This window comes from Mycolicibacterium duvalii (assembly GCF_010726645.1).
In the GTDB taxonomy this organism is placed as follows: Bacteria; Actinomycetota; Actinomycetes; order Mycobacteriales; family Mycobacteriaceae; genus Mycobacterium; species Mycobacterium duvalii.
In genome coordinates, this window is sequence record NZ_AP022563.1 from 3,058,502 (window position 1) to 3,077,546 (window position 19,045).

The 19,045-nt window shown below is 67.0% G+C and carries 20 protein-coding genes; 3 read left to right on the forward strand and 17 right to left on the reverse strand.

Annotated elements, in window-relative coordinates; genetic code table 11:
- Nucleotides 1–138 precede the first annotated feature (138 nt).
- The 4 genes from G6N31_RS14400 to G6N31_RS14415 are packed head-to-tail and all read right to left on the reverse strand — an operon-like array spanning nt 139 to nt 3,118.
- Entirely contained in the window at nt 139–1,077 is a 939-nt protein-coding gene (locus G6N31_RS14400; protein WP_234815322.1) for an SMP-30/gluconolactonase/LRE family protein, read from the reverse strand.
- Nucleotides 1,074–1,601: a nuclear transport factor 2 family protein gene (locus G6N31_RS14405; protein ID WP_098003796.1), complete on the reverse strand. Its 528-nt coding sequence runs from the start codon at nt 1,599–1,601 to the stop codon at nt 1,074–1,076. Before G6N31_RS14405 ends, G6N31_RS14400 begins: the two co-directional genes overlap by 4 nt.
- A complete protein-coding gene (locus G6N31_RS14410) occupies nt 1,602–2,378 on the reverse strand; it encodes an SDR family NAD(P)-dependent oxidoreductase (protein WP_098003795.1) in 777 nt (258 codons plus the stop codon).
- A gap of 5 nt (nt 2,379–2,383) precedes the next feature.
- Nucleotides 2,384–3,118 carry an SDR family oxidoreductase gene (locus tag G6N31_RS14415; protein ID WP_234815321.1) on the reverse strand — a complete coding sequence of 245 codons (735 nt, stop codon included), beginning with the start codon at nt 3,116–3,118 and terminating at the stop codon, nt 2,384–2,386.
- 103 nt (nt 3,119–3,221) lie between these two features.
- Here G6N31_RS14415 and G6N31_RS14420 point away from each other — a divergent pair, with 103 nt between their 5' ends.
- Nucleotides 3,222–4,649, forward strand: coding sequence for a phosphotransferase (locus G6N31_RS14420; protein WP_234815320.1), 1,428 nt, complete (start codon nt 3,222–3,224; stop codon nt 4,647–4,649).
- 19 nt (nt 4,650–4,668) lie between these two features.
- On the opposite strand, the gene G6N31_RS14425 is transcribed toward G6N31_RS14420, so the two are convergent.
- Nucleotides 4,669–5,469: an enoyl-CoA hydratase/isomerase family protein gene (locus tag G6N31_RS14425; protein WP_234815319.1), complete on the reverse strand. Its 801-nt coding sequence runs from the start codon at nt 5,467–5,469 to the stop codon at nt 4,669–4,671.
- Nucleotides 5,466–6,662: a cytochrome P450 gene (locus G6N31_RS14430; protein ID WP_098003793.1), complete on the reverse strand. Its 1,197-nt coding sequence runs from the start codon at nt 6,660–6,662 to the stop codon at nt 5,466–5,468. The genes G6N31_RS14425 and G6N31_RS14430 overlap by 4 nt, the downstream gene beginning before the upstream one ends.
- A gap of 111 nt (nt 6,663–6,773) precedes the next feature.
- Here G6N31_RS14430 and G6N31_RS14435 point away from each other — a divergent pair, with 111 nt between their 5' ends.
- Complete coding sequence (locus G6N31_RS14435) at nt 6,774–7,586, forward strand: enoyl-CoA hydratase/isomerase family protein (RefSeq protein ID WP_098003792.1); 813 nt, start codon at nt 6,774–6,776, stop codon at nt 7,584–7,586.
- A 3-nt stretch (nt 7,587–7,589) separates the two neighbouring features.
- Nucleotides 7,590–8,792 carry an acyl-CoA dehydrogenase family protein gene (locus tag G6N31_RS14440; protein WP_098003791.1) on the forward strand — a complete coding sequence of 401 codons (1,203 nt, stop codon included), beginning with the start codon at nt 7,590–7,592 and terminating at the stop codon, nt 8,790–8,792.
- On the opposite strand, the gene G6N31_RS14445 is transcribed toward G6N31_RS14440, so the two are convergent.
- From G6N31_RS14445 to G6N31_RS14495, 11 genes are read right to left on the reverse strand one after another with little or no spacing between them, the layout of a single operon-like run.
- On the reverse strand, nt 8,789–9,556 hold the full coding sequence (locus G6N31_RS14445; protein WP_098003790.1) for an enoyl-CoA hydratase/isomerase family protein: 768 nt from the start codon (nt 9,554–9,556) through the stop codon (nt 8,789–8,791). The genes G6N31_RS14440 and G6N31_RS14445 overlap by 4 nt on opposite strands.
- Nucleotides 9,553–10,353, reverse strand: coding sequence for an enoyl-CoA hydratase/isomerase family protein (locus G6N31_RS14450; RefSeq protein WP_098003789.1), 801 nt, complete (start codon nt 10,351–10,353; stop codon nt 9,553–9,555). The genes G6N31_RS14445 and G6N31_RS14450 overlap by 4 nt, the downstream gene beginning before the upstream one ends.
- A 1-nt stretch (nt 10,354) precedes the next feature.
- Nucleotides 10,355–11,266 (reverse strand): NAD(P)H-dependent flavin oxidoreductase, encoded by a 912-nt coding sequence (locus G6N31_RS14455; protein ID WP_234815332.1) that lies wholly within the window; start codon nt 11,264–11,266, stop codon nt 10,355–10,357.
- A gap of 56 nt (nt 11,267–11,322) precedes the next feature.
- Nucleotides 11,323–12,186: an enoyl-CoA hydratase/isomerase family protein gene (locus G6N31_RS14460; protein WP_098003787.1), complete on the reverse strand. Its 864-nt coding sequence runs from the start codon at nt 12,184–12,186 to the stop codon at nt 11,323–11,325.
- Entirely contained in the window at nt 12,183–12,410 is a 228-nt protein-coding gene (locus G6N31_RS14465; protein WP_098003786.1) for a biotin/lipoyl-containing protein, read from the reverse strand. The genes G6N31_RS14460 and G6N31_RS14465 overlap by 4 nt, the downstream gene beginning before the upstream one ends.
- Nucleotides 12,407–14,440, reverse strand: coding sequence for an alpha-ketoacid dehydrogenase subunit alpha/beta (locus G6N31_RS14470; RefSeq protein ID WP_098003785.1), 2,034 nt, complete (start codon nt 14,438–14,440; stop codon nt 12,407–12,409). Before G6N31_RS14470 ends, G6N31_RS14465 begins: the two co-directional genes overlap by 4 nt.
- A 58-nt stretch (nt 14,441–14,498) precedes the next feature.
- Nucleotides 14,499–14,894: a nuclear transport factor 2 family protein gene (locus G6N31_RS14475; protein WP_244962232.1), complete on the reverse strand. Its 396-nt coding sequence runs from the start codon at nt 14,892–14,894 to the stop codon at nt 14,499–14,501.
- A 5-nt stretch (nt 14,895–14,899) separates the two neighbouring features.
- Nucleotides 14,900–15,277 carry a Zn-ribbon domain-containing OB-fold protein gene (locus tag G6N31_RS14480; RefSeq protein ID WP_234815317.1) on the reverse strand — a complete coding sequence of 126 codons (378 nt, stop codon included), beginning with the start codon at nt 15,275–15,277 and terminating at the stop codon, nt 14,900–14,902.
- Between the two features lie 23 nt (nt 15,278–15,300).
- A complete protein-coding gene (locus G6N31_RS14485) occupies nt 15,301–16,470 on the reverse strand; it encodes an acetyl-CoA acetyltransferase (RefSeq protein ID WP_098003783.1) in 1,170 nt (389 codons plus the stop codon).
- Entirely contained in the window at nt 16,467–17,969 is a 1,503-nt protein-coding gene (locus tag G6N31_RS14490; protein ID WP_234815316.1) for a class I adenylate-forming enzyme family protein, read from the reverse strand. Before G6N31_RS14490 ends, G6N31_RS14485 begins: the two co-directional genes overlap by 4 nt.
- Nucleotides 17,966–19,039 (reverse strand): LLM class flavin-dependent oxidoreductase, encoded by a 1,074-nt coding sequence (locus tag G6N31_RS14495; RefSeq protein ID WP_098003782.1) that lies wholly within the window; start codon nt 19,037–19,039, stop codon nt 17,966–17,968. The genes G6N31_RS14490 and G6N31_RS14495 overlap by 4 nt, the downstream gene beginning before the upstream one ends.
- Nucleotides 19,040–19,045 lie beyond the last annotated feature (6 nt).

The window sequence follows — 19,045 nt, forward strand, 5'->3', positions numbered from 1 at the left end:
GCGCCATAGCGGTCGGTAAGCCCAGCGCGGCCATCACGCCGATCACCGCAGCACCGCAGATCGTCGGGGTCAGAGTTCCGAGCGCGAGGGCCGCCCGGGCGGTGGAGCGCACCGCGAACTCCCTGCCGAACGAAAAGCTCACGGCGGCATGTCGAGCGCAAATCGCCAATCGTCAACGGCTACCAGGCGCCCGGACGAGGCGAGCGTGACATACAGCGTTGCCTCGTCGTCGCTGAGTGTCATGTTGGTGGTCATCGGATCGTCGAGAGGTAGCGCCCCGAGCAGTTGTCCGGACGGCGAGACAGCGGTGACGCCGCCGACGCCGAGCGTCGCCACCAGGATGGTGCCGTCGCTCACGACGCACAGACCGTCCGCCCCGCCGATGTTGAGCGGACCGCCGCTGGGCACGGTGGCGAGGCCACGCCCGCCGACGACACGCCCCGGGCCCGACAACGTGAACTCCCACACCCTGCGGGTGCGCGTCTCCGCGACGTAGACGCGGTCGCCGGCCGGCGACAAGGCGACGCCGTTCGGCATCTCCAACGGGTACACGATCTCCTCGAGACGCCCGTCCGGCGTCCCGTACAAGAGACCCGTCATGGTGCGACTGCGGCCCTGTGTGGTGCCGCCGTCGGTCACGTAGAAGCCGCCCTCGGCATCGACACACAGATCACTCGGGCGGACCAGCGGCATGGCGCCACCGTTGCGAGCCTCGAAATCCACTGCCAGGGTGTGCACCGACCCGTCGACGTCGACTAGCTGAAGCTGCGGGGCCACCGGCTTTTCGGCCGCCCCGAGCGGTCGGAACAGCTGTACAGCACCGTCGAAATCGTACGGCCACGACCCGACACCGAATGTCGAACCGCCGTTCTGGCACACCACCAGCCGGCCGTCAGCTAGCAGCCCGACTCCGTTGGGTCCGCCGCCCGTATCGGCGATCGGTTCGACGGTCCCGTCCGGCCGAACCCGCGAGATGCGTCCAGCCGCCATCTCGGACAGCACGACCGAGCCGTCGGGACACGCGATCGGACTTTCCGGGAAGGCGAGGCCCTCGGCCACACTACGCACTTCGCTCACCGGACCGACCGCCACCAGGCAGCGAACTCGGGATCGGCGAGCGGGATGTCACCGACGCCGACCTGGCTCCGCGGCCAGTTCGCGACGGGCTGGGCGAGGGGTGAGCGCTCGTGCGCGGTGCCGTACCACAGCCTGTGCCGCCGGTGCGCGAAAAGCCATCGCCCGCCGAGCTTTTCATACCGGTCCTCGTACCTGATCAGCTGCTCGAGAAACCCGTCTGCCCGGGTTTGGGCGTAGCAGTGTGCCCAGACCTGCCCGGTGCCGTGGGATTCGTCCTGCAGATCGATCAGGTGATTGGCGACCAGAATCACCGCGAACAGGCTTCCCGTCAGGCTGTCGGCCATCGACCGGCGCAGTCCGTCAGGCCCCTCGCCATGCTTACCGAAACGGGCGTGGGGAGAGAACAGCTCGGCCATCGCGTCGACGTCGCGGGCCTCCACCGCGGCGGCGTAGCGGACCGGCAGCGATCGGATCTCGTCGCGGGCCAGCAGCGCCGCGATCCGATCGACCTCCGGGGCGGACACTCATCCCCCCGTCACATTGATGTCCTGGCCGGTGATGGCAGAAGCCGCATCCGAGGCAAGCCACATCGACACGTCGGCAACCTCGTCGGGCTGTACCAACCGGCCCAACTTGTTGAGCGCCGCGAGTCGACGCCGTAACTGCCCCGGATCGAGGCCGTCCTCGGCCGCGCGGCGGGCCACATAGGTATCGAAGATCTCACCCGCGACGCTGCCGACCACCAGAGTGTTGGCGCGAATTCCGCTGGCGCCGAGCTCGAGAGCCAACGTCTGAGCCAGGGCGGTCAGGCCGAGTTTGGCAGCAGCGTAGTGTGCCTTGTCAGGGTGCACGTTGCGCGCTGCTGCCGATGACACGAACTGCAGATTCCCGCTACCAGCCGGAATCATCGCTTGTCGCAGCGCCTCCCGGGTCAGCACCATCGGGGCGAAGAGATTGGTCGCGAAGACGTTCTGCCAATTGGCGACGGTGGCGTCGCTGACGCGCTGGTCGGTGCCGGGCACCGCCGCGTTGTTGACCAGCACGTCGAGCCTGTCCCATCGTTGCATGATCGCGCCGATCACGTCGCTGCACTGCGACTCGTCGCGAATGTCGGCCACGTGCACCGACGCGGCACCGCCCTCTTCGGCGATGACGCCGGCCGTGACCGCGAGTTCGTCAGGCCGCCTGGCGACCAGGGCGACATTGGCTCCGCGCGCGGCGTATCGGCGTGCCAGCACCCGCCCGATACCGCCACTGGCCCCGGTGATGACGACGACCTCACCGGTGAAATCGGGATTCACCTTCGTTACCCGTCCAACAGCATCTTGGCCATGGGCGTACCCGCGGGAAACACTTCGGTGATTCCCGCGCTCAGATATCCGGAATCGGTGACCATCGTGATGCCATTGACCACACTGGCCGCCGCACTGCACAGGAACAGCAGCGGGTAGGCCTGCTCCAGTGGTGTCGCCGCATCAACCCCTACCTTTGCGCGATAGTCGGCGCCGAAATCAAGCCAGAGTTCAGCATTCGCCTGGGCCAAGGGGGTATCGGTAGGTCCGGGGCAGATCGCGTTGATACGGATGCCGTCGGACATCAGACTCATCGCCTCACGCGCCACGTACGCACACACCGCCTGCTTGGTGAACATGTAGTGGGCGCAGCCCTTGTCGACCGCCCACGCGGTCGCGGCCTCGAAGTCCGTGATGTCGAGGAACTCGTTGAGCTGCGCCATGTTCGAGCGCCACGCCAACCCGGCTGCGGAAGAGATGAATCCGATCGCCGATCCACGCGGCAGCATGGCGCTGCCCCGCAGGAGCTCGATGAGGTAGCGGTGTCCGATGAAGTTGATCCGCTCGATGCCGGGGCCGTCGGCAACCCCGGCGCACGCGAACAACGCGTCCACGACGCCGCCGCATTCGGCGACCGCGGCGTCGATGCCGGCCTTGTCCGCCAGGTTCAGCCTGATCGCCGTCACGCCCGGCAGATCGCATGGTGCGTAATCCATCACAACGACCTCGGCTCCGGCGTCGAGGGCCAACCGTGCCGTGGCGTTGCCCATCCCGTAGCGCCCCCGACGACGAGCACCCGCTTGCCTTGGTAGGAAAATGCATCGAACAAACTCAAGGCGCCTCCTGGAACAGGTGACGAGGCCGGCGTGGCCCCAACATTCATACAAGAGTACACATAATGTTTTAGTGTTTAGCAGTAAAGTCACATACCATCGTCCGATGGCCGGGCCCTCGGAAGATTCCGTCGTCGAAGAATGGATCTCGGCCAACATCGGTCCAGTTCGCAGCATCGAACGTCAACAGCGTTGGCGACCAGCGTGGTTCGTGACAGCGGAGCGTGACGAGCAAGAAGTCCGACTCTATGTGCGCGGCGATCGCGACGGGTTCGGCTTCGCGACTGTCTCAGCCGAAGCGACGGTCCTGCGCGTGATGCACGCGCATGGCATCCCGGTCCCGTACATCCACGGTGAGATCCCCGAAGTATCAGCGGTCGTGATGGACTGGCTGCCGGGCGATCCCAACCCCTGCAGCGCCGACGACGCCCAGCAGGTCGACGCTGTGATGAACGACTATGTCGATGCTCTAGTGTCCACCCACGGCATCGATCCGACTGCTTTTGCCGCCGCCGGCCTGGAGATCCCGGCCAGTTCCGATGCGGTCGCCCTCGGCTACTTCGAGACATTCGTGACGCGCTATCGCGACTTCAAGCAACGCCCGGAGCCCTTGCTGGAGTTCGCCATCGGCTGGTTGAGGCGCCATGTGCCGAGGCACCGGTCCAGCGCGCAGTTCGTGTTGGGCGATACCGGGCAGTTCATGTACGCCGAGAGCCGGATCACCGGACTGATCGACGTAGAGCTCGCCCACATCGGCGATGTCTCCCGCGACCTCGCGGGCCTTCGACTACGCAATGTGACCGAGTCGATGGGTGACCTGGGTCGCGTCTTGCGGCACTACGAACACCGCTCCGGGGTACCGCTGGACCGTGCGGCGATCGAATTCCACACGGCCAAGTTCGCGCTGTGCACCCCGCTGGGCGTTGCGATCGTCCTGCACCTGGACCTGCCGTTGACCGACATCGTTCAGTACATCGAGTGGTTTCATCTGCTGTCGCTGCACACGATCGAATCGATCGCGCGGCAGGCCGACGTTGCCCTGTCGTCGGTGTCGCTCCCCGATCCGATACCGACGCACTATCCCGGGGCCATCGCCGGCCTGCCGACCATGATCGAGTCGTTGGCTGTGCCCACCGGCATAGCCGAGTACGACCGGCAGTCTGTCGCGACGGTCGCCCGGTTGTCGCACCGCGTCAGCACATACGCCCACGCGATCGACGCCGCAGACCTCGATGACGTCGCCGAACTGCTCGGGGCCCGCCCCGCCGACCGGGCCGCCGGTGATGAGGCCCTGGAGCGTTTCGTGCTGACGGCCGAGCCCGAGCAGGACGGCGCACTGATCGTGCTGCTCCATCGCCGGGTGATGCGTCAACTCCTGCTCATCGAACCGCTGCTCACAGGCGGGCAAATCGGTCACGTCACACCCTTGAGCGGCCTGCTGGACTGACTGCTCGCCCGCTCGCGGGTTACCGCCCTTTGAACAGTGGGTCTCGCTTTTCGGTGAAGGCCGCGACGCCCTCGGCGACGTCGTCGGTGCCGGCGACCTGTTCGACCAACAGCGCCTCGGTGCGGAACGCCATAGCCCGGTCGACGTCGAGGGCCTCGTTGAGCATCATCTTGGCCGCGGCCAGCGCGCGAGTTGGCCCGTCGGCCAGCCGGTGCGCCCACTCGGCGGCCACCGCGTCCAACTGCTCGCGGTCGTCGACGAGCTCGTTGACCAGACCGATGCGATGCGCATCGACGGCCGACAGTTGCTCGCCGAAGAGAATCAGTTGCTTGGCGACGTTGAAAGGAACCTTGCGGGTCAGCAGGTAGGCCGCACCACCGTCGGGAGCCAGTCCCCGGCGGACGAACAGTTCGATCAGCGCGGCGCTCTGCACGGCGACGACCAGGTCGCAGGCCAGAACCATGCTGGCGCCGACACCGGCCGCGATGCCGTTGAGCGCGCAGATCACCGGTTTCTCGCAGTCGAGGAGGGCAGCGACCACAGCCTGCGACCCGGTGCGCAGGATTCTGGCCGCATCTCCGGCGATGCGGTCCTGGCTGGGCCGCATGTTGGGGTCGCGCAGATTCGGTCCGGTGCAGAAGTGCCGCTCCCCGGCGGCGGTGAACACCACGGCGCGGATCTGCGGGTCACTGGACGCCGACGCGAGTTGGTCGATCAACTCCCGCTGCATCGCGCGGGTCACCGAGTTGCCGACCTCCGGCCTGTCGAGCACCAGCCAGCGCACCGCACCCTGGGTGCGCACCGTCAGCCCGGTGCTCACAGCGTGATGGGCACGCTGGCCGGGCCCCGGACGGAGTTGGTGTGGACGTAGGAGACGTTGCGCTCGTCGACCTCCCACGCCGGGAATCTCTTCAGCGTCTCCTCCAGGGCCACCCTGGCCTCCAGTCGGGCCAGCGCCGCCCCGAGGCAGAAGTGTGCGCCGTGCCCGAAACTGATGTGACGGATGCCCGTTCGCGTGACATCGAAGGTGTCGGGACGCTCGTACTGGCGCTCGTCGCGGCCGGCCGAACCCGTCAGCAACGCCACCTTGGAGCCCGCCGGGATCGTGGTGCCGTGATACGTGGACTCCCGGAGGCTGAAGCGCCCCTGGACCGGTGACGGGGCGTCGTAGCGCAACAGCTCCTCGACGGCGCCGCCGATGAGCCCCGGATCGTCGACGAGTTTGGCCCGCTGGTCGGGATTGCGCGCGAGCGTCAACGCCGCCCAACCGAGCAGCCGAGCCACCGTCTCGTTACCGGCGACATTGATCATCGCGATGAAGACCAGCAGCTCTCCGTCATCCAGCTGCCGTGGATCCACTCCGGGCGCAACCAGGTCGGAGGCCATCAGGTCGCTGACGACGTCGGTCCTGCGATGCTGGCGGCGCAGCGCGATCTGCTCTCGGTAGTAGGCGAACAAGCTGGCCGACGCCTCGTCCCCGGCCGCGGTGCGTTCCGGATTCCCTTCATCCCGGTGGACTTGGGCGTCCGACCATTCGCGCAGATTGTCGTGATCCTCCTCGGGGAATCCGAGCAGGGAGCTGATCACCATGACGGGCAGCTTCGCCGAGAAGTCGGTGACGTAGTCGAAGCCGTCGGTCCCGACGTACTGGTCGAGATATGCCTGACACAGCCGCCGGACGTAATCCTCCAGCTGCGCGATCCTGCTGCGAAAGAAGGTGCGGTTGACCATCTTCCGCATCGTCGTGTGGTCGGGAGGATCCATCATGATCATCGCCTTGGGCGGATCCCAGGGGTCGTCGGTGATCATGTCGAGGGTGATGCCGTGCTCGGAGGAGAAGGTCTCAGTGTCCAGAGATGCGGTCATCACATCGTCGAACCGGCTCAACGCATAGAAGTCATACTGGTCGTTGTAGTACACCGGCGCTTCGTCGCGCATACGCCTCCATACCGAATAAGGCTCAGCGTGCAGGGTGCGGTCGAACGGATCCCAGCGCAGGTCCATCGTCGTCATGTCACCATCCTCCTCGCTAAACACTATTACACGATATGTTTAACTGCACTATGATCCGCTAGCATTCAGTATCGTTCAGGGCCACGGCGCCGAATCGAGGAGGACCCACAGGTGGAAACGCGAGAGTTGGACCACGTCATCTACGAAAAGGACGGGGCCGTCGCGCGCATCATCCTGAACAATCCGGACCGGGCCAACGCCCAGTCCTCCGAGATGGTGCACAGCGTCAACGAAGCACTCGACGACGCGCAATACGACTACAACATCAAGGTCGTGATCATCAAGGCCAACGGGAAGGGGTTCTGCTCGGGCCACATCCCCGACGGGAGCTATCCCGAGTTCAAGGCCGAACTGGAGGCCTCCGGGAAGGTGTGGCGCTCGGCCGCGCAGCTCTTTCTGTGGCCGGTGCTCAAGCTGTGGGAGTTCCCAAAGCCGGTGATCTCCCAGGTGCACGGGTACGCCATCGGCGGCGGCACCACCTGGGCCCTGCTCCCCGAGATCACGGTCTGCAGCGATGACACCTGGTTCCAGATGCCGCTGGTACCCGGGTTCGGGTTACCAGGTTCGGAGACGATGTTCGAGCCCTGGGTGTTCATGAACTACAAGCGCGCCGCCGAATACCTCTACACCGCACAGAAGATCAGCGCCGAGCAGGCCCTCGAGTTCGGACTGGTCAATCGGGTGGTCCCCCGGGACCGGCTGGAAGCCGAGGTCGAGGAACTGGCGGCCAAGATCGCCAAAGCGCCACTGATCACCCTGCAGGCCACCAAAGCCGGCATCCTGCGAGCGTGGGAAGGAATGGGTTTCCGGACCCACCAGCAGGCCAGCAACGATCTGCAAGCCCTGGTGACCGGTTCCAAGGAGTTCCAGAACTACGTCGCCGAGCTGATGAAGAAGGCCGCCAAGCCCTCCGACCGGGTCTGACGCGTGCCGCTGTCGCCGATCGTCCGGCTCGGGGGCGGACCGCAGCTGGACGCGCTGCGGAACCGGCTGCGCGAATGGCTCGCCGACAACCTGCCCGACGAGTTCCGCCACACCGCCGCCAACCCGGACTATCTGCCACGCGACAGCCACGAGCGAGCGGTGCGGTTCTGCCGGGCACTCCATGAGCAGGGCTGGTTCGTACCCCACTGGCCGGCACAGTTCGGCGGTGGCGGCCTGGGCGTGGTCGAGCAGGTGGTCATCCGCGAAGAGCTCGCCTATGCCGGCGCTCCGCTGGTGAACACCAACGGGGTCAACATGCTGGCGCCCGTGCTGTTCCGGTTCGGCACCCCCGAACAGCGCACCGAACACCTACCCAAGATCGCGCGGTCGGAACGCATGTGGGCGCAGGGATATTCAGAGCCGGAGGCGGGCTCCGATCTCGCGGCACTGCGCATGACGGCCCGGCGCGACGGCGACGACTACATCCTGGACGGCCAGAAGACGTGGACCAGCAACGGTGTTCTCGCCGACTGGATCTTCGTGCTCGCCCGCACCTCACCGCTCGGCGACAAACGCCAGGCCGGCATCTCATTCTTCCTGGTAGATCTGGAAAGCCCGGGAATCACTCGTCGGCCCATCCGATCGATGACCGGATACCCCACCTTCGCCGAGGAGTTCTTCGACGGGGTCCGCGTCCCGGCCGGCAATCTCGTCGGCGGCGAAGGTGAGGGTTGGACGGTCGCCAAGGCGCTGCTCGTCGCGGAACGCTCCAACGTCACCCGCGCCGCACAAGCGCAGCGCTACCTCGACGAACTCGTGGACTGGTGCCACGAGCAGCGCGGGCAGATCCATGATCCGTTGGCCGACCCGGCCAATCGGCTGGCGCTGGCCCGCGCGGTCGAACGCGTCGAGGTCGGTCGCGCCCTGTCCTACCGAGTGGCCGAGCAGCAAGCCGCCGATGAGCTCGACCCGGCGCTGCCCTCGCTGTCGAAGCTCTACTACTCGGAACTGACCGCCGAATTGCGGCAACTGGGAGCCAAGATACTCGGACCCGCCGGGGCCCTACTTCCTGACGACCCTGACGCCCTGCTGAACGGACACTTCTCCGAAGGCCTGCTGCTTTCGCTGCTGCACACGATCGGCGGTGGCACCAGCGAAATCCAACGTGACCTGATATCCACTGCGGGACTGGGCCTCCCGCGCTAGCCGAATTCCGCCCGGCCGGCAGCCGCCGCCGAACGCTGTTGAGCCACCGTGGCGATCGCCAACTCCAGGGGTTCAAACGACGCCAGTTGGGCTGCTTCGACGGCGGCCAGCAGCCGCTTGGTGAGCTCCACCGCGCCGGCGTCCGCCTCAGCGACCTCGCGGGCAATGGCGACCGCCGTGTCGACGGCTGAGCCGGGTTCGGCGAGATCGGTGACCAGACCCGCCCTGTGTGCATCCTCGGACGGTAACCGGTTGCCCCGCAACAACAGTGAAGCGGCCCGCGGACGCCCCAGCTGTTGGGTGAGGCGCCACGCCAGCCCGCCGTCGGGCACCACCGCGCGCGTCACGAAAGGCGCGGCGAAGAAGGCGTCACGCGAAGCCACCACCAGATCGCACGACAGCACCAAACTCCACCCCAGGCCGACGGCCGCGCCTTCCACGGCGGCGATGGTCGGCACCGGGACGGCGCGCAACTGTTTCAGCACGGCTTGAGCGTGCTCGACCCGGCCCGCCGGGCCCATCGCCCCGTCACCGTGCGCCGGCCCGGTCTTCAGGTCTCCCCCGGCGCTGAAGAATCCGCCCGCACCGGCGATGACGATGCCGCGCGCGTCGCCCGCGGCCTGCAGCGCCTCGGCCAGCTCGGTCCAGGACTCGTAGCGTAGCGAGTTGCGCTGCGCCGGACGGTTGAGCAGAAGCACGGCAATGCCGTCGTGAACCTCGGTCCGCACCAGTGCATCCCCGTCGGACGCCGACGATCCGGTCACTGGCGCTCAAGGAACTTGTCGATGGCCGCGCGGTGCTCCGGTGTGGTGAAACACTCTGTCTCCGCCGAGATCCCGTACTCCAGAATCGCGGTCACCGCCCGCTCGGCATGCAGATTCAGGGTGCGCTTGGTGTCCTGCACCGCCCGGGCCGGCAGCGCTGCCAGTCGATGCGCCAAAGCCAGCCCCTCGGCCTTGATCTCGGCATGGGGAACCACCCGGTTGGCCAGTCCCAGCTCGACCGCCTTGTCTGCTTTGATCCGTTCGCCGAGCAGCAGGTACTCCTTGGCTTTGAGCAGGCTCATCAGCAGGGGCCACAGAACCGACCCGCCGTCACCGGCGACCAGGCCGCTCGCCACATGGGTATCGGCGAAGAACGCCCGATCGGACATCACCACGATGTCGCACAACACCGCGATACTGCAACCGAACCCCACCGCCGGGCCGTTGACCGCCGCGACGATGGGCAACGGGAAATCGATCATGTCCCGCACGATGCGGCGGGCGTCGCGCATGCCCTCGCGCCGGGTCACCGGATTCTCCACGTGGGTGTGCAACCACTCGACGAGATCGCCGCCCGCCGAGAAGGCGTCGCCGGCGCCGGTGAGCAGGACGGCGCGGGCATCGGCGTCCTCACCCAACGTGGACCACAGCCGGGCGAAGGCGCCGTGCATCCGGTTGTTGACCGCATTGGCATGGCCCGGGTTGTTCAACGTGACGATGCGGACCGGGCCGTCTTCGGCCACCAGGATCTCGTCGCAACCGGTGACAGTCGAGGTGCCCTCGGGGAGTTCAGTCATGTCAGACAATGGCGTCGGCCAACCGCTTACCGATGATCAGCTCGGCCTCCTCGACGATGCGCGTCACCACCTCGCCCGCGGTGGGGATGTCGTCGATGAGTCCCATCGCGGTGCCGATCCACCAGATGCCGGCCTCGAGGTCACCGGTCTCGTAGACCTTGACGCCGCGTTTGCCGGCGACCAGCTCGGCAATGTCCTCGAATTGGCCACCCCTGTTGAGGATCTCGACCACCTCGCGGGAAACGGTGTTGCTGGCGACCCGGCCGGTGTTGCGCAGGGTGCGGAAGATCAACTCGGTGCCCAACTCGTTGCCGGCGACGATGGCCTCCTTCACCTTCTGGTGAATCGGTGACTCCACCGTGCACATGAAGCGCGATCCCATGTTGATGCCGTCGGCCCCCAGCGCCAAGGCCGCCACCAGACCCTGGCCGTCGGCGAACCCGCCGGAGGCGATCATCGGGATGTCGATCTGGCGCGCCGCGGCGGGAATGAGCACCAGTCCGGGGATGTCGTCCTCGCCCGGGTGCCCGGCACATTCGAAGCCGTCGATGCTGATGCCGTCCACACCGAGGTCTTGCGCCTTGACGGCGTGGCGCACCGAGGTGCATTTGTGCAGCACCTTCACGCCGTGCTCATGGAAGATGGGCAGGTGCGCGGCCGGGTTCGACCCGGCGGTCTCCACGATCGTGATGCCCGCATCGACGATGACTTGCCGATACTCCTCGTAGGGCGGCGGGTTGATGGTGGGCAGGATGGTGAGATTGACGCCGAACGGTTTGTCGGTCAGGTCGCGGGCGCGCGCGATCTCGTTGGCGAGGTCGCCGGGGGTGGGCTGGGTCAACGCGGTGATCAAGCCGAGCCCGCCGGCATCCGACACCGCGGCGGCCAGTTCGGCGCGCCCGACCCACTGCATACCGCCCTGCACGATCGGGGCTTCGATACCGAACGCCTCGGTGAACTTGGTGCTGATCAATGGTCCTCACTCCCTTTGGCATCCGGCTGCGGCGGTATCCATGCCGGCCGGCGTGTCGATACGAACGCGTCCCGGTCCGACGTGCGCGACCACTGCGGCGCGCGCTTCTGCAGGAATGCGGTGAACGCCTCGATCTGTTCTGCTGTCCCCACCGAGGCCCAATACCCGGATGCGTCGACGGCCGGCAGCGACCTCGCCATTTCACGCTTCATCGCGGTCCGCGCCGCCGGCCCGGTGTTGCGGACCCGGTCGAGCAGAGCAGCCGTCTCCGCGGCGAGAGTTTCGTGCGCGACCACCTTTCCGACCAGTCCGAGGCGGTGCGCTTCCTCGGCTTCGACCCAATCATTGCCGTATATCAGGTGATTGGCACGCAGCGTGCCGATGCGCTGCGGCAGGCGGGCAGCGACGAACGCTTCGTAGACACCCCGGGTGAGGTCGGGCACCCGCATCCGAGCCCGGTCGGATGCAATGACCAGATCGGCGTAAAGCGTCATGACCAGACCGCCCCCGAGCGCCAACCCGTTGACCGCGCAGACGACGATCTTGGGGATCTTGCCCAGCGTCTCGAACGGAGTCCCGTCGTACGCCTCGGTGAACGCGTCCCAGCGCCGGTCGGGATTACCGACGGCGTTCATGTCGCCACCCGCGCAGAACGCATCGCCGGTGCCGGTGATCACCAGGAAGTCCAAGGTCGGCTCGTCGGCGACGATCATCGCCGCGGTCTTGATGCCGTGGTACCCGTCGGCGGTCAGCGCGTTGCGCTTCTCCGGACGGTCGATGGTGACGGTCAGGGTGTCGCCGTCGATTCGGCCGCGCAACTCCTCGGCGGCCAGGTCGACCTCGGCCGGCAACTCGGTCACGCGATGACCGCGATCAGTGCACCGACGTCATAGGTCCCGCCGGCTTCGACCTTCCACGACACCACGCCCGAGGCCGGCGCTTCGATGTCCATCTCCACCTTGTCGGTGGCGATCGAATACAGCGGATCGCCTTCGGCCACCGACGCACCATCGGCGACAAGGAATTCGGTGATCTCGGCTTCGGTGATGGCGTCGCCCGGCTTGGGCATCCGCACTTCCGTCACAGGATTCTCCTGATGGCTTCGACGAGTTGGGCAGCGCCGGGTCGGCAGGCTGCTTCGAGAGTGGCGGCGCGCGGCACGGGCGTGTAGGTACCGGCCACGCGCTGGATCGGTGCACTCAGCACACCGAACAATTCGGTACCCACCGTCGCCGCGATCTCGGCGCCGGGTCCGCAGAAACCGACCGACTCGTGGGCGACCACCAGACGGGTGGTCTTACGAACCGAATCGAGCACGGCGGCGACGTCGAGCGGCACCAGTGTGCGCAGATCCACGACCTCCACCGACACCCCGTCCTCGGCGAGCTCTCGGGCGGCCTCCAGTGCGGCGTGAACCATCACGCCGTAGGTGACCACCGTGACGTCGGAGCCCTGTTGTTTGACGTCGGCCTGCCCCAGCGGCACGACATGGTCGGCCACCGGGACCGGGCCTTTGCCGCCGCCGTAGTAGAGCTTCATGGACTCGATGAACAGGCACGGATCGTCGTCGGCCAGGCACGCATTCAACAGCCCCGCAGCATCGGCGGCAGTGCTCGGCCACACCACTTTCAGGCCCGGAGTGTGCATCGCCCACGCCTCGAAGGCCTGGGAGTGCTGAGCCCCGGCACCCATACCCACCATCGTCCGGATGACCAGCGGCGCACCCGTGCGACCACCCGACAGGTAGCGAACCTTCGCAGCATGGTTGGCGATCTGATCCATCGCGACCCCGAGGAAATCCATGAACATCAACTCGGCCACCGGACGCAGACCAGCCAGCGATGCGCCGATGGCGGCACCGATGATGGAGGACTCCGCGATCGGAGTGTCGAGCACCCGGTCCTCGCCGTAGGTGGCCGACAGGCCGGCGGTGACCTTGAACATGCCGCCACCCGACGGGTCGCCGATGTCCTCACCGAGCAGCACGATCGAGTCGTCTTCGGCCATCGCCCGGTCCAGGGTGCGGTGGATGGCCTGCACCAGTCCCATCTCCTCGGTGTCGCCGGTCCGGTCGGCAGGCACCCCTGAGGCAGCCGCCCGGGACATGTCAGAGCGCTCCGATCCGTTGGCGTTGAACACATCTCGTGTGAGTTCGGCGGGATCGGGCGGTGGGGAGGCGACCGCCGCGGTGAACGCGGCGTCGATCTCGGCCGCGACCTCGGCGTCGATGGCGTCGAGATCGGCGTCGGCGATCACGCCGTCGGCGATGAGTCGCTGCCGGAAGCGGGTGAACGGGGGGTCGGCCCGTTTGGCGGCCAGTTCGTCCTGATCGGCGTAGCCCATGGCGTCGCCGAAGTAGTGCCCCTGCAGGCGGTACGCCACTGCCTCGACGAACGACGGACCTTGTCCCGATCGCGCGCGTGCGACCGCCGAGGCGACGGCGTCGTACACCGCATGCGGGTCGGCACCGTCCACGGTGACACCCGGCATCCCGTAGCCCTGCGCCCGGTCCGAGAGCCGGGACGTCCGGGTGTAGCGGTGCTGCGCCGTGCATTCGGCCCACGCGTTGTTCTGGCAGAAGAAGATCACCGGCAGATTCCACAGGGCGGCCATGTTCATGGCTTCGTGCACGTACCCGATGCTGGTGGCGCCGTCGCCGAAGCTGACCAGAACGACCTGGTTGGTGTTCCGTCGTGCGGCCGCGAGTGCGATGCCGTTGGCGATCAACGGACCCGCTCCGACGATGCCCGTGGTCCACGCGATTCCGTGGGCGGGATCGTAGATTCCCATCGCGCCGGCTTTACCCCTCGACAGGCCGGCGCGGCGGCCGAGGATCTCGGCGAAGTAACCGGGCAGGTCGACACCCTTGGCGAGCACATCGCCGAGTCCGCGATACGTCGTGACGAGTTGGTCATCGTCGTCGAGAGCCAGCATGGCGCCGGCGGACATGGCCTCGTGGCCGTCGACCGGCCAATAACTCATCGCCGCCTCACCAGACGACAACGCTTTGCGGACCCGCTTGTCGCCGTGGTGGACCTTGCTCATGAGCCGGTACAGCGCCAGCGAATGGTCGCTCGTCGGCGACGGCGCTCGGGTGCCGGTTTCGGTGGACATGCAACTCCTCGACAGTCTGGCCGTCAATACTACAATATGACGTTTTCTGTTTAATCGTTTAGTTGCTCAATTTGTCGAGCTGCGCGGCGAACAACATGCGGTCGAAGTAACAACGCTCCAGGATCAGACCCACGCCGTCGAAGCCGAAGACGTTGACGCTGAGCATGTCGATCGGGGTCCCGGCACACGTCGTGCGGGTCTCCACGACCAGTCCGTGCGGGGCGTGGAATATCGCCTCGGCGCTATAGCTCATCTGCGGTAGCTCGTCCCACTGCCGCAGGATCATCTGCCGAACCGCAAGGTCACCGTCGTACACCGTTGTCGTGGGCACGATTTCGTAGCGCGGGTGGGTGAAGGTGGCCATGATCTGGTCGAGGTCGCGCGCGTTCTCCGCGGCGACGTGGCGCAGCACCAGCGCCTCACGTCGGCGCAATACCTCGAGATCCGGTAGCACCGAAGTCACCCCCGCTCGAACGTCGGCAGATTCCTGCCGTCTGTCAGCGGTATCCAGCCCACCCCGACCGCCTCCCCCACCTGTGGCGGCGGGCCGAAGATGTTGGACATGATCCGGACGCCCTCGTCGAGGTCGACCAGCACGACCGAGTACGGCACCAGGTCGGCCAGTGCGGCGATCGGGGCCCGGTGATGCACGCTGACGGCGTAGACCACCCCCCGGCCGGACAGCCGTTCCCACTGCAGATCGTCGTGGCCGCAGTGGGGACAGGCGAATCGGGGGTACCACACCAGGGCCCGGCATCCCGAGCACCTCTGCATGTGCAACTCGCGGTTGCGCGTCGCTTCCCAGAACGGGCCCGAAGCCGCGCTGGGCTCAGGCACTGGAAGATCGCGGATCTCCGCGTTCACAGCGTCGCCCCCGTCCCGAGGATGACCGTCGACGTCGCCGACAGCACCCCACCGGTGCCGTGCGCGAGAGCCACCTCGGCGCCGGCCACCTGCCGATCCTCCCCTTCGCCGCGCAGTTGACGTGCTGCCTCGACGAGCAGGAAGGCGCCGAACGCACCGGGGTGGGTGTAGGCGAGACCACCGCCGGTGGTCTGCCCGGGCAGTGCGCCCCCGGGCGCAAGTACCCCACTGCCGGCGAACGGGCCACCGTCCCCCTTCTCGCAGAAGCCCAGATCCTCGAGCGCGAGCAGGACGGTGATGGTGAAGGAGTCGTAGAGTTCGACGACGTCGACCTCACCTGGGCTCACACCCGCCGCACAGAAGGCCGCGGGGCCGGACTGCGCGCCGGGGGTGACGGTCAGATCGGGCATCTGGGAGATCATTGCGTGCGAGGCCGCCGATGCGGCGCCCAGCACGTACACGGGCGGCTTGGCCAGTGTGCGCGCCCGCTCCGCGCTGGTGAGCACGACCGCCGCGGCACCATCGGTGACCAGGCAACACTCGAGCTTGTGCAGGGGCTCGGCGAGATAGCCCGATCCGAGCACGTCGTCGGTGCTGATCGGGTCGCGCAGATGAGCGCGCGGATTCCGGGTCGCCCAGCTACGGGTGTCCACCGCGATCTGTGCCAATTGTTCTGCGGTGGTGCCGAATTGGGCCATGTGCCGGTTCGCGGCCAGCGCATAGGCGCTGATCGGGAGCATCACACCGTAGGGTGTCTCCCATTCCAGGCGCTCGGGAGTGGCGAAGACGCCGAGGCCCTTGTCGCCGCGTTTGCGAGCCGCACGCGGCGTCGAAGCGTAGACGATCACCACAGTCTCGGCCTGGCCCGCGGCGATAGCCGCCGCGGCGTGCTCCACGTAGAGGCCGTAGCTCGCTCCACCGGTCTGGGTGGCATCGGTGAAACGTGGTGTCATTCCGAGATATTCAGCCAATTCGACCGAATGCATCAGGGTACCCCCGGTGCACGTGCACAGACCGTCGACGTCACGCACCGTCAATCCGGCGTCGGCCAGCGCGGCCCTGACGACCCGCGCTTCCAGTTCGCGCAACGGCACGTCGATCACACCCGACGGCGACACCTCGTCGGCGACCCCGACCACTGCCGCCGCGCCGCGGATGCCCGTCATGTGTGCACCTCCTGGTTCTGCGAGAACAAGTCCCGCAGCGCGGGCTGACTGACTTTCAGCGACGCAGTGCGCGGCAACTCGTCGACGACCAGGATCCGGGCCGGCAGCTGGTAGCGGGTGAGTCGCTCCCGCAGAAACCCGAGAAGCTCCCCGGGGTCCACGTGGACACCCGCCGCGGGCTCGACCGCGGCGACGGGAATGGCGCCCAGCCGCCTGTCGGGTAATCCGGTGACGCCGGCGTCGCGCACCCCGGGGTGGCTGCGCAGCGCTTTCACGATGTCTCCCGGTGCCACCTTGAAACCGCCGCGGATGATCACATCGTCGGTGCGGCCGTCGACGTAGAGGAAGCCGTCGGCGTCGAGGCGGCCGAGATCGGTGGTGCGCACCCAGTCCCCACCATGGGTGCGCACCTCGATGCGACCTTGGACGTTCGGGCCGACCCCGGCATCATTGTCCAGGGAGGTGATCCTGATCTCACGGCCGCGTTGCGGACGGCCGACACTGCCGCGCTTGGCCTGTGCCCACTGCCGATGCAGGGCAAGATTCCAGCCCGCGACTCCGCCCGCGAACTCCGTCGCCCCGTAGGACGGCAGCACCGCCACGCCGTAGCGCTGTTCGAATTCCTCCTGGACGGCCACCGGCAGGTGCGCGGTGCCCGACGTGACCACGTCCACGGCGGCGAAGACATCGGGTGCGACGTCGGCGTCGAGAATCATCGCCATCGCCGAGGGCACCAGACTCACCGCACGTGGGCGGTGCCGCTGCACCGCATCGACGAACTCCGCGACCGTGAAGCGTTCGAGCAGCGCGATCCGCCGTCCTTCGCAGATGTTGAGCAACGTACGGAACAGCCCGGACATGTGCACCAGCGGCGCGGCGACGATCGCCACGCCCGAGCGCAGCCGGGGGGCCTGGTCACCGGCGGCCGAGTAGTGCGTGCTCGCAGCGGCCACCGTGCGTTCGAAAGACCGGTAGGTCAGCGGAATTCGTTTGGGGGGACCGGTGGTACCGCTGGTCAGCATCTCGACCGCGACGCCGTCGGGCTCGCTCCGGAAGGGACCGGGACCCGCAACCCCCAAGCCGGGCAGCACAGTGACGGCCGGCCAGTCCAGCGTGGCTGACAATCCCAGGGCGCCCGAAGCAGCGTCGAGAAGGCCGGGACGCCGCCAGTCTGCGTCGGTGGCGATGACCGCGGCCAGATTCAACTCGGCGATGTCGGCAGCAAGTCCGGCATCACCGTGTGCGGCATTGAGCGTCACCACCGTGGCGCCCGACAGCAGAACCCCGATCAGCGCGCCCACCATCGCCGGGTGGTTGCGCAGCACCAGACCGACCGGCGACCCGGCGCCCAGGCCCGCCGCAGCCAGGCGGTGCTCGACGCCGGTGGCGACGCCATGCAGGGTCGCCCAGTCCGTCCACGCTCCGTGGTACTCGATGGCCGAGGCCGGCGGATCCAGCGTCAGGATGGTGCGGAGCCGGACCGAAAGCTGCTCACTCAAGCGGGCGCCGCCGCCAGCTCGGAGGTCGCCGGGATCACCTCGTCGGCGAACAGCTTCATCGAGTCGTAGACCTTCGCGCGGTCCATGGCACCGCCTCGGGACATCCTCAACATGACGTTGCGCCAACCCATGTCGATCACCGTCCGCATCTTCTCGATGATCCGATCGGGGTTCCCCATCAGGGTCAGATGCGAATTCAGCACCTGCTCGTAGCTCTGCTTGTCGTGCTTGTCGAACCAGTCGGCGTAGGCCTTGTAGTCGGCCGGGATCTCGCCGCCGCGCTCGAACGGATTCGAGTAGGCGCGGTGCCGCTCGATCGAGAGCTCCACGCTCTCCCTGGGATAGGTCCGGGCGAAGGCGTCGTCGTGATGGCAGAACGCATTGAGCAGCGCCCACACATTTCCGGTCGCGGCGGCCAGACCTTTCTTGGCCTGGGTCTCCAGATAGATGTCCAGCGCGCCCTGCAGATCGGGGTCGACGGTGTACGGATTGCCGATGATGGCGCCGAAACCCTTGTCGGCGAGCCATTCGAAGCTCGACGGTGTCTTCATCACGGTGCCCCACACCGGTATGGGCTGCTGGACGGGACGCGGGTAGATGGTGACGTCTTCGAGGGTGAAGTACTTGCCCTGGTAGCTCACGTTCTCCTGCGTCAGCAGCAGATGGACGATCTCCAGGCATTCCTGGTAACGACCGGTGGCTTCGTCCATCGGTACCCCGAAGCCCTTGAACTCGTGAGCCTGGTATCCGCGTCCGAAGCCGGCATCGAATCGACCCCCCGAGAGCACGTCGACCATCGCGATGCGCTCGGCCAGTTGAATCGGGTTGTGGAACGGAGCGACCATGCACGCAGTGCCGATGCGGATGCGCTCGGTCTGCGCGGCGATCGCCGCGGCGACCATGGGCAGATCGGCGAGCATGCCGTAGGGCGAGAAATGATGCTCGGCCAGCCAGACCTCGTCGTAGCCGAGTTCCTCGGCCCAGCGGGCCTCTTCCAGCACGTTGGCGAAGACTTCCTGGTCGGACAGGTGGTTGGGCTTGTCGCCGAGGATGAAGACACCGAATCTCATTGAGAC